Origin of the sequence: Mesorhizobium sanjuanii (assembly GCF_002529485.1) — a bacterium.
Taxonomy (GTDB): domain Bacteria; phylum Pseudomonadota; class Alphaproteobacteria; order Rhizobiales; family Rhizobiaceae; genus Mesorhizobium; species Mesorhizobium sanjuanii.
The window spans coordinates 1-21,306 of record NZ_NWQG01000001.1 but is presented as its reverse complement, the minus strand read 5'-3'; the positions used below and the strand labels follow the sequence as shown (position 1 = coordinate 21,306).

Genomic DNA, 21,306 nt, shown 5'->3' with positions numbered 1-21,306 from the left:
GTCTCGGTCCTTTTCAGTTGGCCGGTTTCATCATCATCTGCATGGCCGGGGCCTTTGATGACGTCTCTTCGTCGGAGCTGTGTGTTGTCTTCGCATCGTTGGGATCGACCTGCGTCGGTACCGCGGTGGAGGCGGGAAGCGGATCGCCAAGCGCCATGCGCATGGCCGCGATTTCCTGTTGCTGATCGACAATGATTTCTTGCGCGATCCGCTTGAGCTGCTCGTTATTGCCGTAGCGCAGGTAGGCGACGGCCATGTCGATAGCTCCCTGGTGATGCGGGAGCATCATCTCGACGAAATCGCGATTGACATCGCCTGTCGGCTTGACCGCCATGTCGCTCATCATTTTCATCATGGCCGCGTCGTTTTCCTGCAGAAACGGTGCTTCGTCCGTCATACCGGATACGGTCTGATGATGGTGGGCTGGCATATCCCGGGCAAAGGCCGAGACCGAGACGACGGTGAGCAGCGATGTGGTTGCCAGAATCCAGATACTGCGAAACAAGGCGGTCATCGTTATCTCCTGATCTCTCTCGAAGAGTTCAGGAGGGTAGACACCGCAGACAGCGGATTATTCCGGGCGAACTGAAATTTTTCTTGGCGATGCCGTACCGGGTTACGGCGACCTGGGGCATTGAGATAACAATGCAGCATTGGCGGCCTGGATGCCGTCATCTGGTATCCATGCAGGCCGCCGGGAAAGCTTTGCCTCTTAGTCGGCGCTTGTCGCGCCTTTCGCGCAATCAGATAGGCTTTTGCGACGCGTGCCCTGTGATACTTCGAACGACATTGTCCTCAGCGTGAGCAATCTATTCGATAACACAAGTTCGGTCGCGGGATGATGCCGGTGGTCCGGGAGCCGATATACACCGCCTCCAGGCATGCCGTGCAGGCCTTCATGCATACGGTCCGACGGCAGGTCGCTAATACCGCATCCGCGTCGGCGTGGTAGCGCCCGGCCCGGTGGTGACGGCGCTGCTCAGCGATTGGCCGAAGGTGAAGATGGACGAAGCGCTCGCCGCGGACAGCCTGATGGAGCCTCGCGAATTCGCCGAAGCAGTGCTATTCATGCTCACCGACCGCGCAACGTCACCATTCGCGATTTGGTCATACTCCCCCGGAGCGTCGACATCTGAAGGCGCTCCCGTCTCCAAAGGACAGACACCCATGATCCTCGATCGATTCCGGCTTGATTCACAGGTGGCGCTGGTGACCGGCGGCACCCGCGGCATCGGCCTCGCCATAGCCAAGGCGCTGGGTGAGGTCGGCGCGCGCGTCGTCATAAGCGGCAGAAGTCTTGGCAAGGAGGCCGAGCAAACGCTTCTCGGCGTGGGTATCGACTTCAACTTCATCGCCACCGACCTCGAGGATGCTCCCGCTGCCGACCGACTGGTCGCCGATGTGGTCGCTCGCCGAGGCAGGCTCGACATCCTCGTCAACAATGCCGGCATCGCCATCCACGGCGATAGCGCCGACTATCCCGACGAGGCGTGGCGCCGGATCATGGCCGTCAATGTCGATGCTGTGTTCCGGTGCTGCCGCGCAGCACTTGCGCCAATGCGACATCAGGGCAAGGGCGCCATTCTGAATATCGGCTCCATATCAGGGATCGTCTCCAACATTCCGCAGAACCAGGTCGCCTACAACAGTTCCAAGGCTGCGGTGCACATGATGACCAGGAGTCTCGCGAGCGAGGTCGCGGCCGAGAACATCCGCGTCAACGCGGTCGCGCCCGGCTACATCGATACCGACATGTCGCGCGGCGGGATCGAGAACCCGGACTGGTTTCCGATCTGGCGACGCATGACGCCGATGGGCCGTGTCGGCCAGCCCGAGGAGATCGCGGCGGCAGCCGTGTTCCTTTGTTCGGACGCAGCGAGCTACGTCACGGGCGAAGTGCTCGTCATCGACGGTGGTTACACGACACGTTAAGCGGGGAGTTGCCTGGAGGGCATGCTCTGACGCTGGCGTTTCATCGGTCGGGAATCAGGCAGCCGGGATTCATGATGCCCAGTGGATCGAAGGCGGCCTTGATCGCGGCGGCAGCCTTCTGCTGCTCCGGCGTCAGCCACTTCCAGTAGACCGCACGACGGCTCCGGCCGACGCCATGTTCGGCGCTAAAGGAACCAGAAAAGCCGTGAACGATGCCGTAGAGCCCGTCCAACAGCTCCGTGCCCCGCTCGCGCACCTCCCCGGCCGACAGGCCCGTCGGCGGCATGACGTTGAAGTGGATGTTGCCGTCGCCGGCATGGCCGTAGGCGATCGGCTCCCAGCCGGGCCAATTCGACAGAACGTAACCGCGCGCATTCTCGATCATCGGCGCCACATCGCTCAGGCGCACGGACAGGTCGGTACGGATGTGCCGGCCGCGTTTCGCCTGCCCTTCCACGAGGTCTTCGCGGATCGCCCAGAAGGCGCGCGCCTGGGCGCGGCTCTGCGCGATTGTCCCGTCGCCGAGCAGGCTGGCCGCGAACGCCTCGCCGAGCAGCGCCTCGAGCAGCGCACGGCCGTCGATGGCAGAACTGCAGCCAAGCTCCATGAGGACATGCACCGGCCACTCGCCTGCCAACGGCACCCGCGTCTGGGCATTGCTCAAGGTGGCGAACGCGATGCATTCGGAGCCGATCACCTCGAAGGCCGTCAAAAGGTCGGAACACACGCGGCGCGCCATGCCGAACAGCGCCATGGCGTCAGCGAAGGAACCCAGGCCGAGATAGGCCGTCTCCACATTGGCTGGCCGCGGGAAGAGTTTCAATTCGACGCCCGTCACGATGCCCAGCGTTCCTTCCGACCCGATCAGAAGCTGCTTCAAATCGTAGCCGCGGTTGTCCTTGCGCAGTCCGGTCATGCCTTGCCACAGGCTGCCATCGGGCAGGACGGCTTCGAGCCCTAGAACGAGATCGCGCGTCATGCCGTAGCGCAGCACGTTGATGCCGCCGGCATTCGTGGCCACGTTGCCGCCGATCTGACACGAGCCCTGCGCACCCAGCGCCAGCGGAAAGAGCATGTCCTCGGATTCGGCTGCATCCTTCAGCGTCTGCAGGACGGCTCCGGCATCGGCCCGCAGCGTGAAGTTCACAGCGTCGATGCCGCGTATGCGGTTAAGCCGCTCGAGCGAAACCACAACGACGCTTGGCGGGCCATCCGCAATAGTGCCGGCGACAAGCCCGGTATTGCCGCCTTGCGGGACGATTGGAACGCGGTGCTCGGCGCAGATGCGTACCAGCGCCTGCACCTCCTCGACCGATTTCGGCCGCAGCACGGCAAGCCCCGTGCCGCGATAATCACCCGTCCAGTCGTGCAGGTAGCGCTCGGCTTCTGGCCCCGTTCCGTCGATGAAGCCTGCGGTATCGAGGACGGAGCGAAGCGCTTCGAGTGCGGCGCCGGCGGGCTCGCCGCTGGTGGCCGTTGGCGCGGCGGGTGGCATCAGCCGAAGTAACGCACGCGGATCGCGTCGATGGCGACGGCGATAAAGATCATGAAGCCGCCGATCATGCCGACATAGAAGGACGGCACGGAGATAATGGCGAGGCCGACCTGGATGACGGTGAGCAGCAGCACGCCGCCCAGCACCCCGATAATGTTGCCGCGCCCGCCAAACACGCTCACGCCACCGATTATCGGCGCGGCAATGGCGTAAAGCAGGTAGCTGGAACCCTGGTTGGAGGTGATCGCCATCTGCCACGAGGCAAGCAGGAAGCCCGCCACCCCGGCGAGGAAGCCAGCGATGGTGAAGGTGATGATCTTGATCCGGTCGACGCGGATGCCGGCCGAATTCGAGGCGACGGGATTGCCTCCCACCGCATAGATGCTGCGGCCGAGCACGGTGTTGCGCAGCAGCACGGCCATGGCGACAAGCGCTATGATGAAGACGACCGGCATGATAGGCCAGCCGCCGCCGATGGCGGCCTGGCCGATCCACACATAGGCGTCCGGCAGGTTGGTGATGGTGCGGCCCTGGGTAAGCGCCAGAAGAGCGCCCTGCAGGATGATCATCATCGACAGGGTCTGGATGAGCGAGACCATCTTGAGCTTGGTAATGCAGAGGCCATTGAAGAAACCGATCAAGGTGGCGACAGCGATCCCCACCAGCATCGCCAGCAGCCACGGCAAGCCGAGATCGGAATAGGCCATCGCGCCGATCGCCGAGGAGAAGCCGAGGTTCGCCGGAAGCGAAAGGTCGATCTCGGCGACCAGCAGCGGGAGCGCAACCGCAAGCCCGATCATGCCGAGCACGGTGGCCTGCACCATGATGTTTTGCAGATTGAAGGTGGTGAAGAAGAACTCGTTGAACAGACCGAAGATCACCACCAGCGCGATCAGCCAGATCCACACGACGTTGTGCAGCACCCAGCCCAGCACCGACTTCCCGCCTTGCCGCGGGGCGGAGGCCGTGGTTGGCTCGGCGGCGGCGGCAGTCGTTTGGCTCATGGTGTCTGTCCTTGTCCGGTGGCTTTCATCCATCCGCCCGCTCTTTGGCTCCCTGGCGCAGGCGCTCGCTGGAGATCGCCTCGCCTGAAAATTCTTCGCGGATCGAGCCGTCCTCGAACACGCAGACCCGGTCGACGGCGCGCACGATCTCGTCAGTGTCGGTCGAGACGATAATGACGGACACGCCGTCGCGGGCGAGTTCGTCGATAATGCGCAACACGTCCTGCTTGACACCTATGTCGATGCCACGCGTCGGCTCATCGAGGATGAGCAGGCGCGGCTTCGTCGCCAGCACACGGCCAAGGCAGACCTTCTGCTGGTTGCCGCCGCTTAGCGTGTTGACCACCGCCGCGGGGCCAGCGGCCTTGATGCCCATGGCACGGAAATAGCGGTCCGAGAGCAGCTTCTCGGCCTCGGGCCGCAGAAAACCGGCGCGCGCCACGGCTGAGAGCGAGGAAAGCGAGATGTTCTCGCCGATGCTCATTTGCGCCACCAGGCCGTCGCGATGCCGGTCGTCGGAGAGGAAGGCGATGCCCATGTCGAAAGCGTCGCGCGGGGTAGCGGGCAGCGGACGCGGGTTTTCGGTCCCCAACGCAATGGTTCCGGACTGGGCGGGCGCGAGCCCGAAGATCGCGCGTGCCAGTTCCTTGGCCCCTGCCCCCGGCAGGCCTGTGAAGCCGACGATTTCGCCGGGACGCAGGTCGAGCGCCTTGACGCCGATCGTGCCACTGGCCACATCGCGCAGTCGCACCGCGGTCTCCTCGCCCGCGAATGTGCGGCGTTCGCGCTGAAACAGCACCAGCCCCCGGCCAAGCACCAGCTCCGAAAGCTGTTCGGACGTCAGGCTGCCGACATCCTCCGTGCCGCCGGCCAGTACCCCGTCGCGCAGCACCGAGCAGGCGTCGCAGATCTCGAGGATCTCGTCATTGTAGTGCGAGATGAAGATGAAGGTGACGCCCTGCGCTTTCAGTTCGCGCATGAAGCTGAAGAGATGGGCCCGGTCCTCGACGGTCAGTGCCGCGGTCGGCTCGTCGAGGATGATCACCTTGCCGCCGCTGAACATGGCGCGCAGTATGTTGAGCTTGCGGCGGGCAACCGCGTCCAGCCGGCCCGCCATCGCCTGCGGGTCGATGCCGGTGCCCTCCAGCATGCGTGAAGCGTCGGCCCTGAGCTTGCGCCAGTTCACGAAACCGCTTCTGCTCGGCCAGATGCCGAGCATGAGGTTTTCGGCGGCCGTGATGTGATCGATGATCATCGGCTCCTGCGTTACCAGGAACACGCCGGCCCGCTCCATCTCCTTCACGTCAACGTTTTCGATTGGCCGGCCGTCGAGATAGATGGTGCCGCCGGACGGGACGCGCTGACCGGAGATCAAGCCGACCAGCGTGGATTTGCCGGCGCCGTTCTCGCCCAGAAGCCCATGGATCGTGCCCCGCCGGATACCGAGCGATACGTCGCGCAGCGCCAGGGTTGAACCGTAGCGCTTGGTGAGGTTCTCGACCCGGAAGATAAACGGGTCTTCGCTGGGCTGCCTGGCGGAAGCGGCTGTCAACATGAACTCCCGATCGGTTGGGTTGCTGTCGCACGACGCGGTTGCCTACGCGGCAAGTGCCACGCCTGCGGGAACGGGCGTGGCACGGGAGGACGCGTTGCGCGGTCGATCAAGTGTAGGGAATACCCCATTCCTTCTCCGAGATCGCACCCCAGTGACGTTTGTCGCCGGAATTGGACCCATCGATGACGAAGGGCGGGATGATGAGAGTCGGGCCGGTGGCGCCGGCGACGATCTCGCCCTTCTCCCAAAAGTACTTCTTGTTCTCGTAGGTGCCGATCGGCACGGCTTCACTCTTGAGCGAGTGCTTGACGAGCATCTCGACCGCGATTTCGCCGTAGGCGATCGGATCCTGTGAGACACAGGCGTCCATGAAACCATCCTGGATCCACTTCAGCGCCACCGGTTCGCCATCGATGTTAACGAAGATGACATGACCGTCTTCGCCGACCTTCTTCCAGCGGCCTTTCTGCTGGAGCGCGGTGACGATGCCGCGCGACGGCGAGTCCGACGGCGCGTGGACTGCATCGAGATCGGGGAATTCGGAGAGCGTCGAAAGGGTCACGGCCAGCATCTGATCGAGCTGTCCTTCGGTCGGACGCGCCAGATACTTGATATCCGGGTATTTCGCGAATTCCTCGTCCATGCCTTCCTTGCGCAGACGCCAAGCCACGCTTTGGAGCGCGCCGAAGCAGTTGAGCACTGTGCCCTTTGGGCTGCCATGTCTTTCGGTCAACCGCTTGATGATCTGCTGCGCGGCCATCACGCCGCCGAGCTTATTGTCGAAGCTGACGGTGATCGCCACGTCGCCGCCGTCGGAGGGGGTGTCGATGATCGCGACGGGAATCTTCTTCTGATTGTAGCGGCGGATGGCCGAGACGATCGCCTGGCTGTCGATCGGATCCGACACGATCGCCGAAGGCTGTTTCAGCATGAGGCTCTGCCACTGCTCAAGCTGACGCGTATTGTCGAAGCTGGCGTTGGTTGCCTGGAACTTCATCTTGTTCGCCCCGACAGCGCGTTTCACTGCCTCTTCCTGGATGACGAAGAAGTAGTAATCGAGGCTCTTGTTGCTGAAAGGGATGAAGCCGGCTTCCTGCGCCCAGGCTGCCTTGCCCACGAGGGCGCTCGCGCCCATGGCCGCGCCCAGCATGCCGCCCGCCTTCAGCAAGCCGCGCCGCGTCAGTCCGTTCAATCGATCCATCTGTTTTCCTCCCAGGATGTGATTTATCTAGCAATACTAGTTATTCAGAACCAAGGCAAGGGGGCAAGCTCGCCTTATCTCCAGCATCTTCGCTCATAAAGTTTGGTTTCGCGAGTTTCAGATTTTCAACAAAACCCGATTGTTTTCATAGTATTAGGCCGAACGCCACAAGACGCAGGCCCTGCTCGGCCGGTCGCGTACTGATCCGGCGTCCGTCGATGGCATCAATCAAAATATAGACTTCACTACGCGCTACGCATAGCCACGTAGGTCGTACCGTCGAGGCGGCCAACCACCATTCCTCGCGACTCGCGCGTGAAAAGGCCGTTCTCCACCACGCCGGGAATACGGTTCAACTCCGTCTCCAGCTTGGCCGGCGACGGGATGACACCGCAGCGGCAATCGAGGATGAAGTTGCCGCTGTCGGTAACGACCGGTTGGCCATCGCGCATGCGGCGCTCGATGATCGCATTCTTGATGCGATGGTCGGTCAGTGCCTCGACGACCATGCGTTCGGTCTGCTTCCAGGCGAACTGCACCACCTCCACCGGCAACGGGAAGCCGCCGAGCCGCTCCACGATCTTGGTTTCATCGCAGATGGTGATCATGCGCCTGGACGCATGGGCAATGATCTTCTCCCACAGCAGGCAGGCCCCGCCCCCCTTGATCATGTTGAATTCGCGATCGATCTCGTCGGGACCGTCGATCGTCAGGTCAAGCTCGCCGATCTCGTTGGGATCGGTAAGCGCGATGCCAACCTGGCGGGCGACGTCATTGGTAGAGCGAGAGGTGGTCGTGCAGGTGAGTTTCAGGCCGTCCGCGACATGCTTGCCAAGTTCGCGGACGAAGAAGTGCGAGGTCGTGCCGGAGCCGAGGCCGAGCTTCATGCCGTCTGTGACGAACTCCTCGATCACGCGGCGTCCGGCCGCCTTCTTGGCTTCGTCCTGGGCGCTCATTGTCGTCTCCTTTTCGGCGGCTCGCATGCGGGCAGTGTTCAAATCTTTTCTGTCTGCCAGGAATCGAGAGCCGGCAACTGGTCGGGGAACTCGCTGCCGCTCGTCATGGCGATCGCCGTCACCAACATGTTGACGACGAGGTGGTGGTTGAGGCGCGACGCAAGCGGCGTCATGATCTCGGTCCGGTCGTAGGGCAGCACCGCAATCAGGACGTCCGATACATGCGCGAGCGGGCTCCCCGCGGCGGTGACCGACAACACGCGCGCCCCCTTGGCGCGCGATGCCGTCGCAACGTCAACCATCTGCTTGGTGTGTCCCGACTGGGAAAAGATCAGCGCGACCTCGTCCGGTCGCGAGGTTTCCGCATGCAGCCATTGCTTCTTGCGCCCGATGAGGGCTGCGCAACGCATGCCCAGGCGCTGGAACTTGTGTTCGGCATCGAGCGCCGTGATCTCGGAAATACCACTGGCATAGATGCCGACCCACGATGCGGCGGACAGCAGCCTCGCTCCGGCTTCGACCTCGCCCGGGTTGATATCTTCCAGCAGCCGCTGAATGGCGTTCAGCGAGTTGCGTGCCGTCTTTCGCACAACGTTCTGGATCGAATCGCCTGGAACGATCTGCTCGTAGGCGAAGGGCGCGGACGGCACCAGGCTCTGGGCGAGGTTGAGCTTGAAGTCCTGGTATCCCTGGAAGCCAAAGCGTCGGCAGAAGCGCATGATGGTCGGATCGCTTACCGCGCACTGCTCCGAAAGGCGCGCCATGCTCATATGGATGACGTCGCCCGGATTGGCGCTGACGAAGCGGGCCACCCTGCGCTCGGCCGAGCCCATCTCCCCGCTCTCCTGCACGATGCGTTGCAACAGGCTCATCGCCGCCGGCCTCCCTACCTGCCCTGAACAAGTCTGGAATTGGCTGCCAGATCGATCAGGCGGTCAAGGCGCCACTTGGATTCCACGGCGACCTGTTTGCCACATCCCCAGGAAACGGCATAGAACGGTACGCGGGCCGCGGTGGCGGTCGCCTGATCGACGGCAGTGTCGCCGACATAAGCCCAGACCTCGCCAGTGATGCCCATGCGTTCGGCGACGGCGAGCAGATGGCTTGGGTGGGGCTTGCAAACGGGTGCCGCATCGGCGCCCACAACCGCTTCGAACAGCGGCGCGACGCCCAGGATTTCGAGCACCTTCAGCGACAGTCCTTGCGGCTTGTTGGTGCAGATGCCGAGACGCACGCCAGCGCCATGGAGCGCCTCCAAATCCTCGCGAACATGCGGATAGAACAGCGTGCGTTCAGCAGGCTCCCGGTTGTAGTTGTCGAGATACTCCTTCACCGCCTCGTCAACCGTCGCATCGTCGCTCGGCAGGCCGAGAGCCACAAACATGTCGAGCAGCAATCTGCGTGGCCCAAAACCGATAAACGTCTCGATGAAGGCGACGCCCTGCGTCGGCCAGCCGCGACGTTCCAGCACCTTGTTCACAGCGGCGGCGATGTCGGGCGCGCTGTCGATAAGCGTACCGTCAAGGTCGAAGACAAGCGCCTGGTAGCTGTCCTTGCGTAGGCTCATGCGACGCCTCCCTCTGCCATCAACGGTCGAGTCCAGCCTTACCGATTGCGGCAAAGCTTGGGACCAGCGCGCCGTAGAGGCCGCCGTAAATCTCGAAGGCCTTGCGCAGCAATTCGCCTGCGGCGGCATCGGCTGTCTCGCGGGTGACGGGACGACACGATCTTGCCGCCTCGATTGCGCTAGGCCAGACCCCCACCCCGACGCCTGCAATCAGGGCCGCCCCAAAGGCGCCGCCTTCCGCCGCCCCTTCCGTCGTCACCACATCGCAGCCGAAGAGATCCGCCTGCATCTGCCGCCACAGCGCCGAGCGTGCGCCGCCGCCGGAGGCCTTGATGACGGTCCGGCCGATGCCGACCTTCTCCATCAGCGCGTAGATGTCGAACAGCGAATGGGTCACGCCCTCCATGACGCTGCGGGCCATGTCCGCGGCGCCGTGGCGTGCGGTCAGCCCGACGAAACCGCCACGCGCGGAAGGGTCGGGATGCGGACAGCGCTCACCATTGAGATAGGGCAGGAAAAGCAGGCCACGCGACCCGACCGGCGCTTCGGCCGCAATCGCTACCATTCGCTCGGCGGACGGTGTATCGCCGCCCGCGAAGCTGCCGAGCAACGCCCGAAGCCAGTCCATAGCACCGCCGGCATTGAGCGAAACGCCCATGCAATGCCACTTGTCCGGGGCCACGTTGCAGAAGACCTGCAGCCGGCCGTCCGGATTGGCCACCGGCTCGTCGAGCGCTGTCGCGACGATGCCTGCCGTGCCAATTGTGGTCTGCAGCTCACCCGGCGCGATAACCCCCGAACCGATCGTCTGGATGACGCTGTCCCCGCCACCACCGACCACCGGGGCGCCGGCCGGGAGCCCGAACAGCGCCGCGCCGGACTTGCTGACACGCCCGCTGACGACATGCGACTCGTGGCACGGCGGCAGCAGCGACGAGTCGAGCCCAAGCAGACCGAGCAGGCCGGTTGCCCAGACGCGTTTGCGGGTGTCGAACAGGCCGGTACCCGACGCGTCGGAAACCTCGGTCGCGAGTTCTCCCGTAAGCACCAGGCGGAGATAGTCCTTGGGGTTCAGGACATGACGCAACCGGGAAAACAATGCCGGCTCGTTGTTGCGCATCCACAGGATCTTGCCACCGGTGTAGCCGACCAGCATGCGGTTGTTGGTGCGCGCCAGCAACCCCTCGATGCCGCCCGCTCGCTCATTGATCTCGTCGCACTCGGGCCCGTTGCGCTGATCGTTCCACAGGATCGCCGGACGCAGAACCTTGTGCGCCTCGTCGAGGGGTGTCAGGCCATGCATCTGGCCGGAGAGACCGACGGCTACGATCTCGACATCCGGCTTGCGCGCGAGGATGCCGGCGACGGCCACCCGCGCACCCTCGATCCAAAGCTGCGGATCCTGCTCCGTCCAGCCGGGATGCGGCTGCGAGAGCCCATAGGTCTCGGTGCAGCTTGCCAGCACTGCGCCATCGGCGTCGATGAGCAGCGCCTTGCAGCCTGACGTGCCGATGTCGATGCCAAGCAGAGCCTGCGTCACCGCGCTCACCTCCCCTTCGGCTCGTCGTAGCGGATGCGGACATGCTTGAAGTTGAGGTATTCGAGCATGCCTTCGCGGCCATGCTCGTAGCCGACGCCACTCTGCTTGCGGCCGCCATAGGGGGCGTTCATGATGCCTGCGTCGACATTGTTGACGGCAACGTTGCCGTAGTCGAGCCGGCTCGACAAATAGCGGATCTCGTCCATGTCCTTGGCATAGACGTAGGAGGCAAGACCAAAAGGTGTGTCGTTGGCGAGTTCTACCGCCTCGTCGAGCCCATCGAAGACCATCACGCCGACGAGCGGCCCGAAGGTCTCCTGCGTCATCACCTTCATGTCGTGCGTGCATCCGGCAACCACGGTCGGGCGGAAGAAATAGCCGCGGGCGAAGGCGGCACCCTCCGGCGCACTGCCGCCGGCGATGAGCTTCGCGCCCTTTGCAAGCGCATCAGTGAGATGTTCCTTCGTCTTGTTGAGCGGCTCGGCGGAAGCCATCGCGCCGACATCAGCATCCGGCCTCTCGATGCCATTGCCGATGACCAGCCTGTCGGCCGCCTTTCCGAGGCGATCCACGAACGTGTCCGCGATCGGCCGCGCGACATAGATGCGATTGATGGCGATGCAGATCTGGCCCATGTTGCGAAACGAGCGGCGGACCGCACCCTTCACCGCAGCATCAAGATCGGCCGAGGCCGTGACGATGAGGGGACAATTTCCGCCGAGTTCCAGCGACAGTCGCTTGATGGTGGTGCACGACCGCTGGATGTGAAGGCCCACCGCACTGGAGCCGGTGAACGCGATCTTGTCCACCCCGGGGTGCTCCACAAGCGCCTGCCCCGCCTTCGACCCGGGACCGGTGACGACATTGACGACGCCGGCGGGAATCTTGGCCTTCTCGACCATGCTGGCGATGGCAAGTGCTGTAAACGGCGTCAGTTCGGCCGGTTTGATGACGATGGTGCAGCCTGCGGCGAGCGCCCCGCAGAGTTTCCAGCCGATCAGCTCCGCTGGATAATTCCAGGGCGTGATGGCGCCGACCACGCCGATCGGCTCGCGCACAACGAGGCTGTCGATGTCGGTCGTGCTGTTCGGCACGATCTCACCATGGATGCGCACCGCCTCTTCCGCGTAGAAATGGCAGGCTTCTGCAAGCTTCAGGATTTCGCCCCTGGCCTCGTTGAGCGGCTTGCCCTGCTCCAGCGTCATGATGCGGGCCATGCCGTCCGCCTCGGCGCTGATGATGTCGCCCAGAAGGTGGAGCGCCTTCGAGCGCTCGACCGGCGCGACTCGCGACCAGCTCGTGAAGGCCTTCCGGGCGGCCGCGACAGCCAGATCGACCTCGGCCGGCGTCGCCGCGGCAATATGAGCGAGCACCTCGCCCGTCGCGGGATTCTCAACCGGGGAGCGGGCACCCTCGCCCACCTTCCAGGCACCGTCTATGAAAAGCTTCTCGGCAAGTTCCGTTATCAAGGACGGCTTCCTCTACCTGCCCCGCACCTCCGGGGTTTTGTCCACTGATCCTCATAAACTAGATTTACTAGTTAGCGCAACCTCTTCCCGGCCGCGCCTGCAGTCTATCTTCTGATGTTGCCCCTATTTTCCTAACCCTTTGCTTTTCATATGTGAATCAACTAACCTCTTGAGGAGCGGCCTGGATTTCATTGTGTTTTCGGCTCTGCAACCGCTTTGGCAGAAGGCGATAGCGATAACGAAGATGCGAAAAATGGTAGTTCTACTACTATAAGCGGGAACGCGGAGACCGAACTATGGAGGAACCCATGCCATACATATCCAAATTCGACCTGACGGGCCGAATCGCGCTGGTAACGGGCGCGGGCCAGGGGATTGGTGAGGCCTGTGCGACGGCGCTGGCTGAAGCCGGGGCCTATGTCCATGTCACCGACATCGACGGCGCTCGCGCAGGGGCGGTCGCCGGAAAACTCGCGGGCCGCGGCTTGAAGGCCGACGCGCATGACCTGGACGTTACAAGGAGCGAGGCCCTCGACAAGCTCGCCGGCTCGCTGCCGCCCCTGGATGTCCTGGTCGCCAACGCGGGCGTCGTCTCCAACATAGCGGCCGAGGATCTGACCGACGAAGAATGGGACCGGGTCATCGGCGTCAACCTGACTGGCGTCTTCAAGTGCTGCCGCGCCTTCGGGCGCAAGATGCTCCAGGCCGGCCGCGGGTCGATCATCAACATCGGCTCGATGTCGGCGGACATCGTCAACACGCCGCAGCCGCAATGCCACTACAACGCCTCCAAGGCCGGCGTGCATCACTTGACGCGATCGCTGGCCGTCGAATGGGCACAGCGTGGCGTGCGCGTCAACGCGGTGGCGCCCACCTATATCGAGACGCCGCTGCTTGCGAACCTGGAACAGAGCAAGGACTTGGTCGATCGCTGGATCGACCTGACGCCCATGAAGCGGATGGGCAGGCCCGACGAGATCGCATCGGTCGTTCTCTTCCTGGCGTCCGACGCTTCGAGCCTGATGACCGGCAGCATCGTCAGCGCCGACGCGGGCTACACCTCTATCTGAGCCGTGAGAAATAGTTCATGGCGATAGCGGCTGGCGATGATCTCGCCATGCAACGCCCCCCACCAATGCAAGCTGCTGATCGTCGGAAAAGGCTCTGGCCAGTGCCTACCATCAAAATCCGCCGACCACGAAGCCGCCGTCCACAGGCAGGTCGGCGCCCGTCACGAAGGTCGCCGCCGGCGACGACAGGAACAACGCCGTCCCGACAAGATCGTCCACCGTCCCCCAGCGCTTCAATGCGGAGCGGGCGGCAATCTTTTCCGCCGCAAGCGGATCGGTCCACAGCGCTTTCGTCATATCGGTCTTGTGGTAGCCAGGGGAGATGGCGTTGACGCGAATGCCCTCCGGTCCGAAGGCGTGCGCAAGATGCCGGGTCAAGCCGAGCACACCGGTCTTGCTGGCGCCATAGGCGGGAACGGCGGGATCCGACAGGTAGCTCAGCATCGAGGCGATGTTGATGATCGAGCCGCCCGAAGCCTTGAGCAATGGGCGCGCGGCCATGGCAAAACGCATCTGGCCGTTGAGATTGACGTCGATGACCTCGAGATAGGTTTCGTCCTCGAACTCTGACACCGGGCGCGCGATGCCGGCGCCGTTTACCAGCACGTCCAGCCTGTCGAGACCTCCCACGAACAACTTGATGGCCTTGGCGTCGCGCACATCGACCTGCTCGAAGCGAATGTCCGGGCTCCCGGCACGCGCGGCCGCAAGCTTCTGCTCCGAACTGCCGATGGCGATGACCGAGCCGCCGAGGCGAGCGAAACCCTTCGCGATGGCGAGACCTATGCCGCTCGACCCGCCGGTGACGAGGATCGTCTTGCCTTTGAAGAGGCCAGGCCGAAAGCTGTCGATGATCTCCTGCAAGTTTTCCTCCTATGTTGGATCATCCTGGAGCCAGGCGATCTTCATCGGTCCCGCACGCGCGAAGCAGCGTTCAGGGCATCGATGTCGTCGTAGAGCGCCTGGCTGTGGTGGTAGAGCTTGTCGAAGACCGGCTGCATGCGGTGGTAGGTCTCGGCCCATGAGGGATCGGGCAGGATTTCCTTGCCGTATGCGACGAAGCTTTTGGCGGCATCCTCCACCTTGCCGAAGCGCCCCGTCGCGGTAGCAGCCATGGCGGCGCAGCCGACGATCCCACATTCCGGCTCCCGCGGGACGAGGATGGGGATCCCGAACATGCTGGCCTTGATCTTCAGCCAGAGTTCGTTACGCGCGCCGCCGCCGGCGGCGATTACACGTTCAAGCGCTTTTCCCGACGCCTTCTCCATGATGCGGATCTGGCGCGCGACGGCAAAGGCGATGCCTTCCAGGATCGAACGATGCAGATGCTCCATTCCATGCGCGGCACCGAGCCCGAAGAACTGAGCCCTGGCGTTGCGGTGCCTGCCAAGGCGCTCACCGGTGAGAAAGGGCAGGAAGAAAAGCGCGTCCGATCCTGCCGGGGCGGTGGCGGCACGTGCGACGATTTCATCGTAGGAGAGCGCGCGGTCATGAAAGGCGCGCCGCGCCCAGCGCATCCCGTCGCCACCGGTCTCCAGCAGCACGAAGGGTCCCCAATTTCCCTCGATCGTGGCCACGTTGGAGATTTCCGGATCAAGCAACGGCTTTTCGGCAATGACCGTGATGATTGCGCCGGTACCGGTGCTGTCGGAGCCGATGCCTGGACGGCACGCTCCCGAGCCGAGGAGCGCCACGGGAAAGTCGGCGCCGCCAACCAGCACCGGCGTACCGGCGTTCAGGCCGGTGTCCCGGGCGGCTGCTTTGGTGACGTGCCCGATGATATCGAGCGGGTTGCGGATCGCAGGCAGTTTGCTGCCGTCCAGGTCCATGCGCTCGATCATCACGGACGACCAATCACGGCGCTCGGGATTCATCAGGAAACTGCAGGAGGCATCGCCGGTGTCCATAGCGATCTCGCCGGTCAGACGATAGTTGATGTAGTCCTTCGGCATTATCGCCACCGCGCTTCGCGCATAGGCATCGGGGTCGTTGTCGCGCACCCATTGCAGCTTGAAGCCAGGCCACGCCGGCGTCGGCGTGTTGCCGCTCTCGGCGAGATAGCTCTCCGGATCGTTTTCCTCTTCGAACCGCCGGACGAGGTCGACCGTGCGCTTGTCGTTCCACAGCGATGCGGTGGGACGCGTCAGCACACCGTTTGCATCAAGCAGCACAAGCCCGTGCATCTGCCCGCAAACACAGACCGCCAAGACACGGTTGCGCGCGCCGTCAATCCGATCGAGGACGGCTGCGATGCTGGCCCGCGCGCCTTCCCACCAGTCGAGCGGCCGCTGCTCGGCCCATCCAAATTCGGGTACGATCTGGTCATGCTCGCGCGCCACGATCGCCAGGATCCTACCGCGCGGATCGACCAGGGCGGCACGCACGCTGCCGGTACCAACGTCGACGGCGAGAAAAAGCTCAGCGGTCATGACGACAGGTCCCGAAGCGCGGATAGCGGCCCCGAAAGCGCGAGCTGTTGCCCGGCGGCAAGTCGATACGCATTCAGCGCCGCATCGTAGACGGAAACAGCCTCGGGATCGGGATCGGTACGGTTTTCAGCGACATGAAGCGCGCGGATATGCTGAAAGTCGGGCCAGGCGCCGATGCCCACCAGGGCGAGCGCGGCGGCGCCGAGCGCGGTCGCCTGCTGGTGGATGCCTGTCTTGAGGATCGTGCAGCCGAAGACATCCGCGAAAATCCGACGCCAGATGGCGCTGCGGGCACCACCACCGACCATGATCATCTCGGCGCGCACGCTTGTCATCCGCCGCAATTCGTCGAGCGCGACGCGCAACCCAAGCGCTATGCCTTCGAGCGTGGCGCGCATCACGTCGGCGCGGTCATGCCTGAGGTCGAGGCCAACGAAGCCGCCTCGCACCGCCGGCCCGCCTTCGAATGCAGTGCCGCCGCCCAGCGCCGGCAGGAAGACGAGCCCGTGCGCGCCCCGCGGAGACGCAAGCGCCATCTGGAAAAGCTCATCAAACACGTCGCGGCCGGCGGCCGCTGCCCTCTCCGCAATGTCGGGCAACAAATTGTCGCGAACCCAGTTGAGACTGGTCCCGGATGAGAAGATCGACGTGGCGGAAATGAACATCCCCGGCACGACATGCGCAAAGACATAGGGCCAGACCCGGTCGTCGAGCAGCGGCTGCGACGACGAAACGGTCAGCCAGCTCGACGAACCCATCGAACTGAACGCGTCGCCCTCGGCGAAAGTACATGCTCCCAGCGCCATGCAGCTGTTGTCCACGCCGCCGGCGACCACGACCACGCCGCGCAGCAGGCCAAGCATTGCTGCCACGTCAGGCAGAACCTCGCCGACCACATCGGTCGAAGCGACGATATCGGGAAACAATCCGACATCGAGCTCGGCGGCAGCCAGCAATTCCTCGCAATAGCGGCCGGCCTGCAAGTCATAGGCGCCCGTGCCGGAGGCATAGGAATGGTCGGTCAGAATGCGGCCCGTCAGGCGGTAGTTGATGAAATCCTTGGTGCCGATGATGGTGCGGGTGCGCGCAAAGACATCCGGCTCGTGTCGACGCAGCCAGAGCACCTTGAACAGGGTGTAGAGCGATGCGGGAAATCCATTGCCCGTCCTGCGATACCAGCCCAGCCGATCTGTCTTCGAGAAAAAGGCCTCAGCCTCCTGCTCGGCGCGGCCGTCCGACCAGATCGGCGTGAACTCCTGTAGCAGCTCGCCGGCATCGGATAGCGGAACGCAGCCAAGACTGTGCCCGGAGATAGCGATCGCCCGCACCGACTGTGCATCGACTGCCGGTTCCGCCAGAAGCGTTCTCAGGCTTTTGAGCACGCTGTCCCACCAGTCGAGCGGACGCTGCTCATGCCGCGACGGCGATGGATAGAAGGTCTGGTATGGCACGATGCATTCGGCAATGCAGACCCCGTCGGACCGGAACACCGCAGCCTTCACGCCACCGGTTCCCAGATCGAACGCCATTACCGATACCGACATGCGCTATCTTTCCTCCCTGCCAGCGCCTTCCGCAAAGCCGTCAGGCAGTCTCCTGGGCGAGATCGAACCTGCCACCCGGCAATTCCGTACACTGCCGGACCAGATCGACCGCGACCTTGGTGTTGATGCCGAAGCGCGTCACGCCGAGACGAAGCATCTCGGCAATGGCTTCGAGGCTACGGATGCCACCCGAAGCCTTGACCCCGACAGCCCCGCCGACCGTGTCGATGATGAGCCGCAGTCTCTCCGTCGTGGTCGCGTTGGGCGTCCAGCCAGTGCCGGTCTTGACGAAGGCGGCGCCGCTATCCGCGACGATCTCCGCGCCCTTGCGGATTTCATCGTCGCTCAGATGCGCGAGTTCCAGAATGACTTTCAACGGAACCGGCGCAATCGCCTCGACGACAGCGCGGATGTCGGCGCGGACATAAGCGAGATCGTTGGACTTCAGCCGGCCGACATTGATCATCATGTCGAGTTCCTGAGCGCCGGCGGCGACCAGGCCGGCGGCTTCGGCTGCCTTGATCTTCGTCGTGTGCCCACCAGACGGAAAGCCCACGGGTCCGCCCACTATCGTGGCTCCTTCGCGCGGCAGGAGCGAGCGCAGCAACGGCACGAAATGTGGCAGAACATGCGCGGCGACAAAACCCTGCGCGATCGCAATTTCGGCAAGCTCGCGAACATCCTGCTCGCCGTGGAACGCCTGCACCGCGCTGATGTCGATCAGCGCGGCAAGTTCGCGGGCATCAATTGACGACGTGGTGTTTGGTCGGATGTTGCGGAGCATGCTCTTGTCCAATCGGGTTCAAATCCGGTCCGTGGTTCGCAGAAAACTCAGGTTTCGCTTCATCCCGGTGAAGCGATCGACATGTTCTGCGCCTCGACGCAGGGCGACGGCCGTCGACAGAACATCTACCACGGTCAGGGCCGCGATGCGGGAAATGGTCGGCGTATAGATGTTGGTGTTTTCCAGCGTCTCGACCACGATGACGACATCGCAATAGTGGACCAACGGTCCGTTCATCCCGACCAATCCGATCACCTGGCAGCCGCGTTCGCGCGCACGCCGGGCAGTCTCGATGATCGACAGCGTCGCGCCCGTATTGGAGATCACGACGACCACGTCGCCTGGCTTCAGCATGGAGACCAGCATGATCTGCTGATGCGAATCGGTCTCGGCGCCGCATGGCACACCGAACAGCGGGAACTTCTGCTGCGCGTCGCGCGCAACGATGCCAGAAGCGCCAAATCCGAAAAACTCGATGCGGTTGGCCTTCTCCAGGATATGCACCGCTTGTCCGATGGCAACGGGATCCAGGCGATTGCGGACCCAGTCGAGGCTGGTGATCGTGTAATCGAAGATCTTCTCGGCTACCTCGGCTGATGAATCGGTGTCGAGGATGACGGAGTGCGTTGCGGGCGTGCCGAGCGCGAGGCTCTGGGCAAGCCGCAGCTTGAAGTCCTGGTATCCCTGGCAACCGATCGATATGCAGAAACGGATGACGGTCGGCTGACTGACCTCGGCCCACTCGGCCGTTTCCGCCACGGTGGCATTGAGGATGCGCTTCGGATCCGCCAGCACGACATCGCAGACCTTGCGGTCGGACTTGCGCAATTCGTGGCGTTTCACTCGAACCACTTCGAGAATGTTGTCGTTTCCGTCTGTCGGAGTGGAAAGTCTTGGCTTGGGGGGCATTTCCATCCTCATCATCAGGGCTCAGTTCGACAGTCTATACTCAACTGCCGTTCGTGCCCTATGGATATCGACCGCGCAACCAGCCTCCATTGCAGCTCTATCGATGATTGCCGGCTCCAGCGTGTTGAAAGCGAACATCCCATAATGGTGCGCGATCAGGTGCTTTGCTCCGATTGCGCCGGCGAGTTGGCACGCTTCCGCAAGCGTCAGATTGCCGGCGATGCCGGCAGCGGTCAGCTCTGCTCTTCTGCCGTTCACCGGCAACAAGGCAACCGTGGGTGCCAGTGCGGACACTTCAGCCGCCAGATCTTCGAAGGGCACTGTGTCGCCCGAGTGGTAGAGACGCGCGCCACCGGTCGCGAAGACGTAACCGAGGAAACGATGATGGCCTTCGGGCGAGCGCTCGAGTGTCTCGTGCGCGGCGCGGATCGCGGTGACGGTGAACCCTGGCAAGGGCTCTACCGTATCGGTTGCGTCGAGGGCGATCAGCCGGTCGGAACCTACCCCGATGCGGCGGGTAGCCTCGCCCGATGAGGCTCGTGGGACCACGAAACGGCACTGCGCGTTAGCCGCGGCTATCGGGGCGAGAGTCTCCGGATCCATGTGATCGGTGTGGTGATGCGTGACAAGCACCAAGTCTACAGGCCCGAGATCGCCTATCGCCAGCGGCGGCGGCATCATGCGCTCATGCGGGAAGGCCCTGCCCCGATATTTCCGTGCAAGGCTGTCGGAAAGGTACGGATCGATCAGGACGAGCCGCCCCGCCGACGCAATGGCAAAACCGGCTTGACCGAGCCAGAACAGGACCGTGCCTGTCGGCGGACCGGCGAGCCTTTCGGCAAGCGGCTCGGAGAAGGGTATAACCTCCAGTGTGCTCATCCGACGCGCTCCGCTGACAAGGCGTCGAGCAAATTGGCAATGGCCATCCGCGTCGCCTTGCCAACGCTCTCTTCCGTGAAGCCGCCGATGTGGCTGGTGGCGATGACACCCGAATGGCTGGCGAAGCTGCCGGGACGCGGCGGCTCTTCGGCAAAGACGTCTGTCGCATAGGCGGCGAGGCGACCCTCATCGAGTGCCGTTCGCACCGAATCCTCGTCAATGAGCGCGGCTCTCGCCGTGTTGACCAGGATGGAACGAGGCCTCATTTCAGACAAGCGCCGTGCGTCGATCAGCGGCTGCCCGCCGGGTGGCGGCGGGCAATGCAGCGATATGATTGCGGCTTCGCGAAAAACATCGTCCAGCTCGCGCCAGTCGAACGGACCCGATGTCTCGAAGTCCGGTCGAAACGGGTCGTACGCGATGACGTTCGCACCCATGGCCGAAGTCACGCTGGCGACATGGCGGCCGATCGCACCGCAGCCGACAAGCCCGACCGTCCGTCCAGCGATTTCCGCACCGCGATAGCGCGGCCATTCGCCTGCCTTGATCCCGGAGTCGGCCGCCGGGATGCGGCGCAGCGCAGCCAGCATCAGCCCGATGGTCAACTCGGCCACGCCGATCGAATTGGCGCCCTCGGCCTTGAGAACACGAATGCCGCGCCGCTCAAGTTCCCGCATCGGCAGATTATCGAGCCCGACACCGTTGCGGCTGATGGCACGCAGCCGATCGGCAGCTTCCACAACCCTTGGCGAAACGGCCTCGACGCCTGCCAGCCAGCCCACGCAGCCGGGAACAAGGCCGAGCAGCTCGGCCTCGTTCGGTTGGCGACCGGCGGGAGGAAAGACAAGCTCGAACCCGGCCTCGGCCAGGAGTTGAAGCTCCGGCGGAGGGTCGAGGGTCAGCGATCGCGGCGTGACAAGGATGCGGTCCACGAGATCACCCTTTTGCCGACGCGACAGCGATGCGAGACAG

At 63.5% G+C, this 21,306-nt stretch carries 19 protein-coding genes and 1 pseudogene; 3 read left to right on the top strand and 17 right to left on the bottom strand.

Going from position 1 to position 21,306, the window contains the following annotated elements:
• Window positions 1-13: 13 nt before the first annotated feature.
• Window positions 14-514 carry a DUF305 domain-containing protein gene (locus CN311_RS00100; protein ID WP_097571403.1) on the bottom strand — a complete coding sequence of 167 codons (501 nt, stop codon included), beginning with the start codon at window positions 512-514 and terminating at the stop codon, window positions 14-16.
• A gap of 321 nt (window positions 515-835) precedes the next feature.
• On the opposite strand from CN311_RS00100, the pseudogene CN311_RS00095 reads away from it, so the two are divergent.
• Window positions 836-1,136: pseudogene (locus CN311_RS00095) on the top strand (SDR family NAD(P)-dependent oxidoreductase); the annotation flags it as partial.
• 31 nt (window positions 1,137-1,167) lie between these two features.
• On the top strand, window positions 1,168-1,932 hold the full coding sequence (locus CN311_RS00090; protein WP_097571402.1) for an SDR family NAD(P)-dependent oxidoreductase: 765 nt from the start codon (window positions 1,168-1,170) through the stop codon (window positions 1,930-1,932).
• Between the two features lie 40 nt (window positions 1,933-1,972).
• Here the strand turns inward: CN311_RS00090 and CN311_RS00085 are convergent, their stop codons facing one another.
• The 9 genes from CN311_RS00085 to CN311_RS00045 all read right to left on the bottom strand — a co-directional run bounded on the left by CN311_RS00085 (window position 1,973) and on the right by CN311_RS00045 (window position 12,719).
• The gene (locus tag CN311_RS00085) at window positions 1,973-3,427 is read right to left on the bottom strand and encodes an FAD-binding oxidoreductase (RefSeq protein ID WP_097571401.1); all 1,455 of its coding nucleotides are present in this window, start codon (window positions 3,425-3,427) and stop codon (window positions 1,973-1,975) included.
• A complete protein-coding gene (locus CN311_RS00080) occupies window positions 3,427-4,431 on the bottom strand; it encodes an ABC transporter permease (protein ID WP_097571400.1) in 1,005 nt (334 codons plus the stop codon). Before CN311_RS00080 ends, CN311_RS00085 begins: the two co-directional genes overlap by 1 nt.
• 25 nt (window positions 4,432-4,456) lie before the next feature.
• A complete protein-coding gene (locus CN311_RS00075) occupies window positions 4,457-5,983 on the bottom strand; it encodes a sugar ABC transporter ATP-binding protein (RefSeq protein WP_245440664.1) in 1,527 nt (508 codons plus the stop codon).
• A 109-nt stretch (window positions 5,984-6,092) separates the two neighbouring features.
• Window positions 6,093-7,187: a substrate-binding domain-containing protein gene (locus tag CN311_RS00070; protein ID WP_097571398.1), complete on the bottom strand. Its 1,095-nt coding sequence runs from the start codon at window positions 7,185-7,187 to the stop codon at window positions 6,093-6,095.
• A gap of 245 nt (window positions 7,188-7,432) precedes the next feature.
• The gene (gene rpiA / locus CN311_RS00065; RefSeq protein WP_097571431.1) at window positions 7,433-8,143 is read right to left on the bottom strand and encodes a ribose-5-phosphate isomerase RpiA; all 711 of its coding nucleotides are present in this window, start codon (window positions 8,141-8,143) and stop codon (window positions 7,433-7,435) included.
• A 38-nt stretch (window positions 8,144-8,181) separates the two neighbouring features.
• Window positions 8,182-9,015, bottom strand: a complete 834-nt coding sequence (locus CN311_RS00060; RefSeq protein ID WP_097571397.1) for a MurR/RpiR family transcriptional regulator — start codon at window positions 9,013-9,015, stop codon at window positions 8,182-8,184.
• A gap of 14 nt (window positions 9,016-9,029) precedes the next feature.
• Window positions 9,030-9,710 (bottom strand): HAD-IA family hydrolase, encoded by a 681-nt coding sequence (locus CN311_RS00055; RefSeq protein ID WP_097571396.1) that lies wholly within the window; start codon window positions 9,708-9,710, stop codon window positions 9,030-9,032.
• Window positions 9,711-9,729: 19 nt separating this feature from the next.
• Complete coding sequence (gene xylB, locus CN311_RS00050) at window positions 9,730-11,250, bottom strand: xylulokinase (protein ID WP_097571430.1); 1,521 nt, start codon at window positions 11,248-11,250, stop codon at window positions 9,730-9,732.
• 5 nt (window positions 11,251-11,255) lie between these two features.
• Complete coding sequence (locus CN311_RS00045) at window positions 11,256-12,719, bottom strand: aldehyde dehydrogenase family protein (protein ID WP_097571395.1); 1,464 nt, start codon at window positions 12,717-12,719, stop codon at window positions 11,256-11,258.
• A gap of 308 nt (window positions 12,720-13,027) precedes the next feature.
• Between CN311_RS00045 and CN311_RS00040 the strand changes: the two genes are divergently transcribed.
• A complete protein-coding gene (locus CN311_RS00040) occupies window positions 13,028-13,789 on the top strand; it encodes an SDR family NAD(P)-dependent oxidoreductase (protein ID WP_097571429.1) in 762 nt (253 codons plus the stop codon).
• A gap of 111 nt (window positions 13,790-13,900) precedes the next feature.
• Here CN311_RS00040 and CN311_RS00035 read toward each other — a convergent pair whose 3' ends face one another.
• The 7 genes from CN311_RS00035 to CN311_RS00005 form a co-directional block, all read right to left on the bottom strand.
• A complete protein-coding gene (locus tag CN311_RS00035; protein ID WP_097571394.1) occupies window positions 13,901-14,653 on the bottom strand; it encodes an SDR family NAD(P)-dependent oxidoreductase in 753 nt (250 codons plus the stop codon).
• A 41-nt stretch (window positions 14,654-14,694) separates the two neighbouring features.
• Window positions 14,695-16,218 carry a xylulokinase gene (locus CN311_RS00030; protein ID WP_097571393.1) on the bottom strand — a complete coding sequence of 508 codons (1,524 nt, stop codon included), beginning with the start codon at window positions 16,216-16,218 and terminating at the stop codon, window positions 14,695-14,697.
• A complete protein-coding gene (locus CN311_RS00025) occupies window positions 16,215-17,762 on the bottom strand; it encodes a xylulokinase (RefSeq protein WP_097571392.1) in 1,548 nt (515 codons plus the stop codon). Before CN311_RS00025 ends, CN311_RS00030 begins: the two co-directional genes overlap by 4 nt.
• 40 nt (window positions 17,763-17,802) lie before the next feature.
• Window positions 17,803-18,546 carry a deoxyribose-phosphate aldolase gene (deoC, locus tag CN311_RS00020; protein ID WP_097571428.1) on the bottom strand — a complete coding sequence of 248 codons (744 nt, stop codon included), beginning with the start codon at window positions 18,544-18,546 and terminating at the stop codon, window positions 17,803-17,805.
• 18 nt (window positions 18,547-18,564) lie between these two features.
• Entirely contained in the window at window positions 18,565-19,455 is an 891-nt protein-coding gene (locus CN311_RS00015) for an SIS domain-containing protein (RefSeq protein ID WP_097571427.1), read from the bottom strand.
• Window positions 19,456-19,476: 21 nt separating this feature from the next.
• On the bottom strand, window positions 19,477-20,334 hold the full coding sequence (locus CN311_RS00010; protein WP_097571391.1) for an MBL fold metallo-hydrolase: 858 nt from the start codon (window positions 20,332-20,334) through the stop codon (window positions 19,477-19,479).
• A partial coding sequence (locus CN311_RS00005) for a phosphoglycerate dehydrogenase (RefSeq protein ID WP_425351036.1) occupies window positions 20,331-21,306 on the bottom strand: 976 nt, incomplete at its 5' end. The genes CN311_RS00010 and CN311_RS00005, both read right to left, overlap by 4 nt.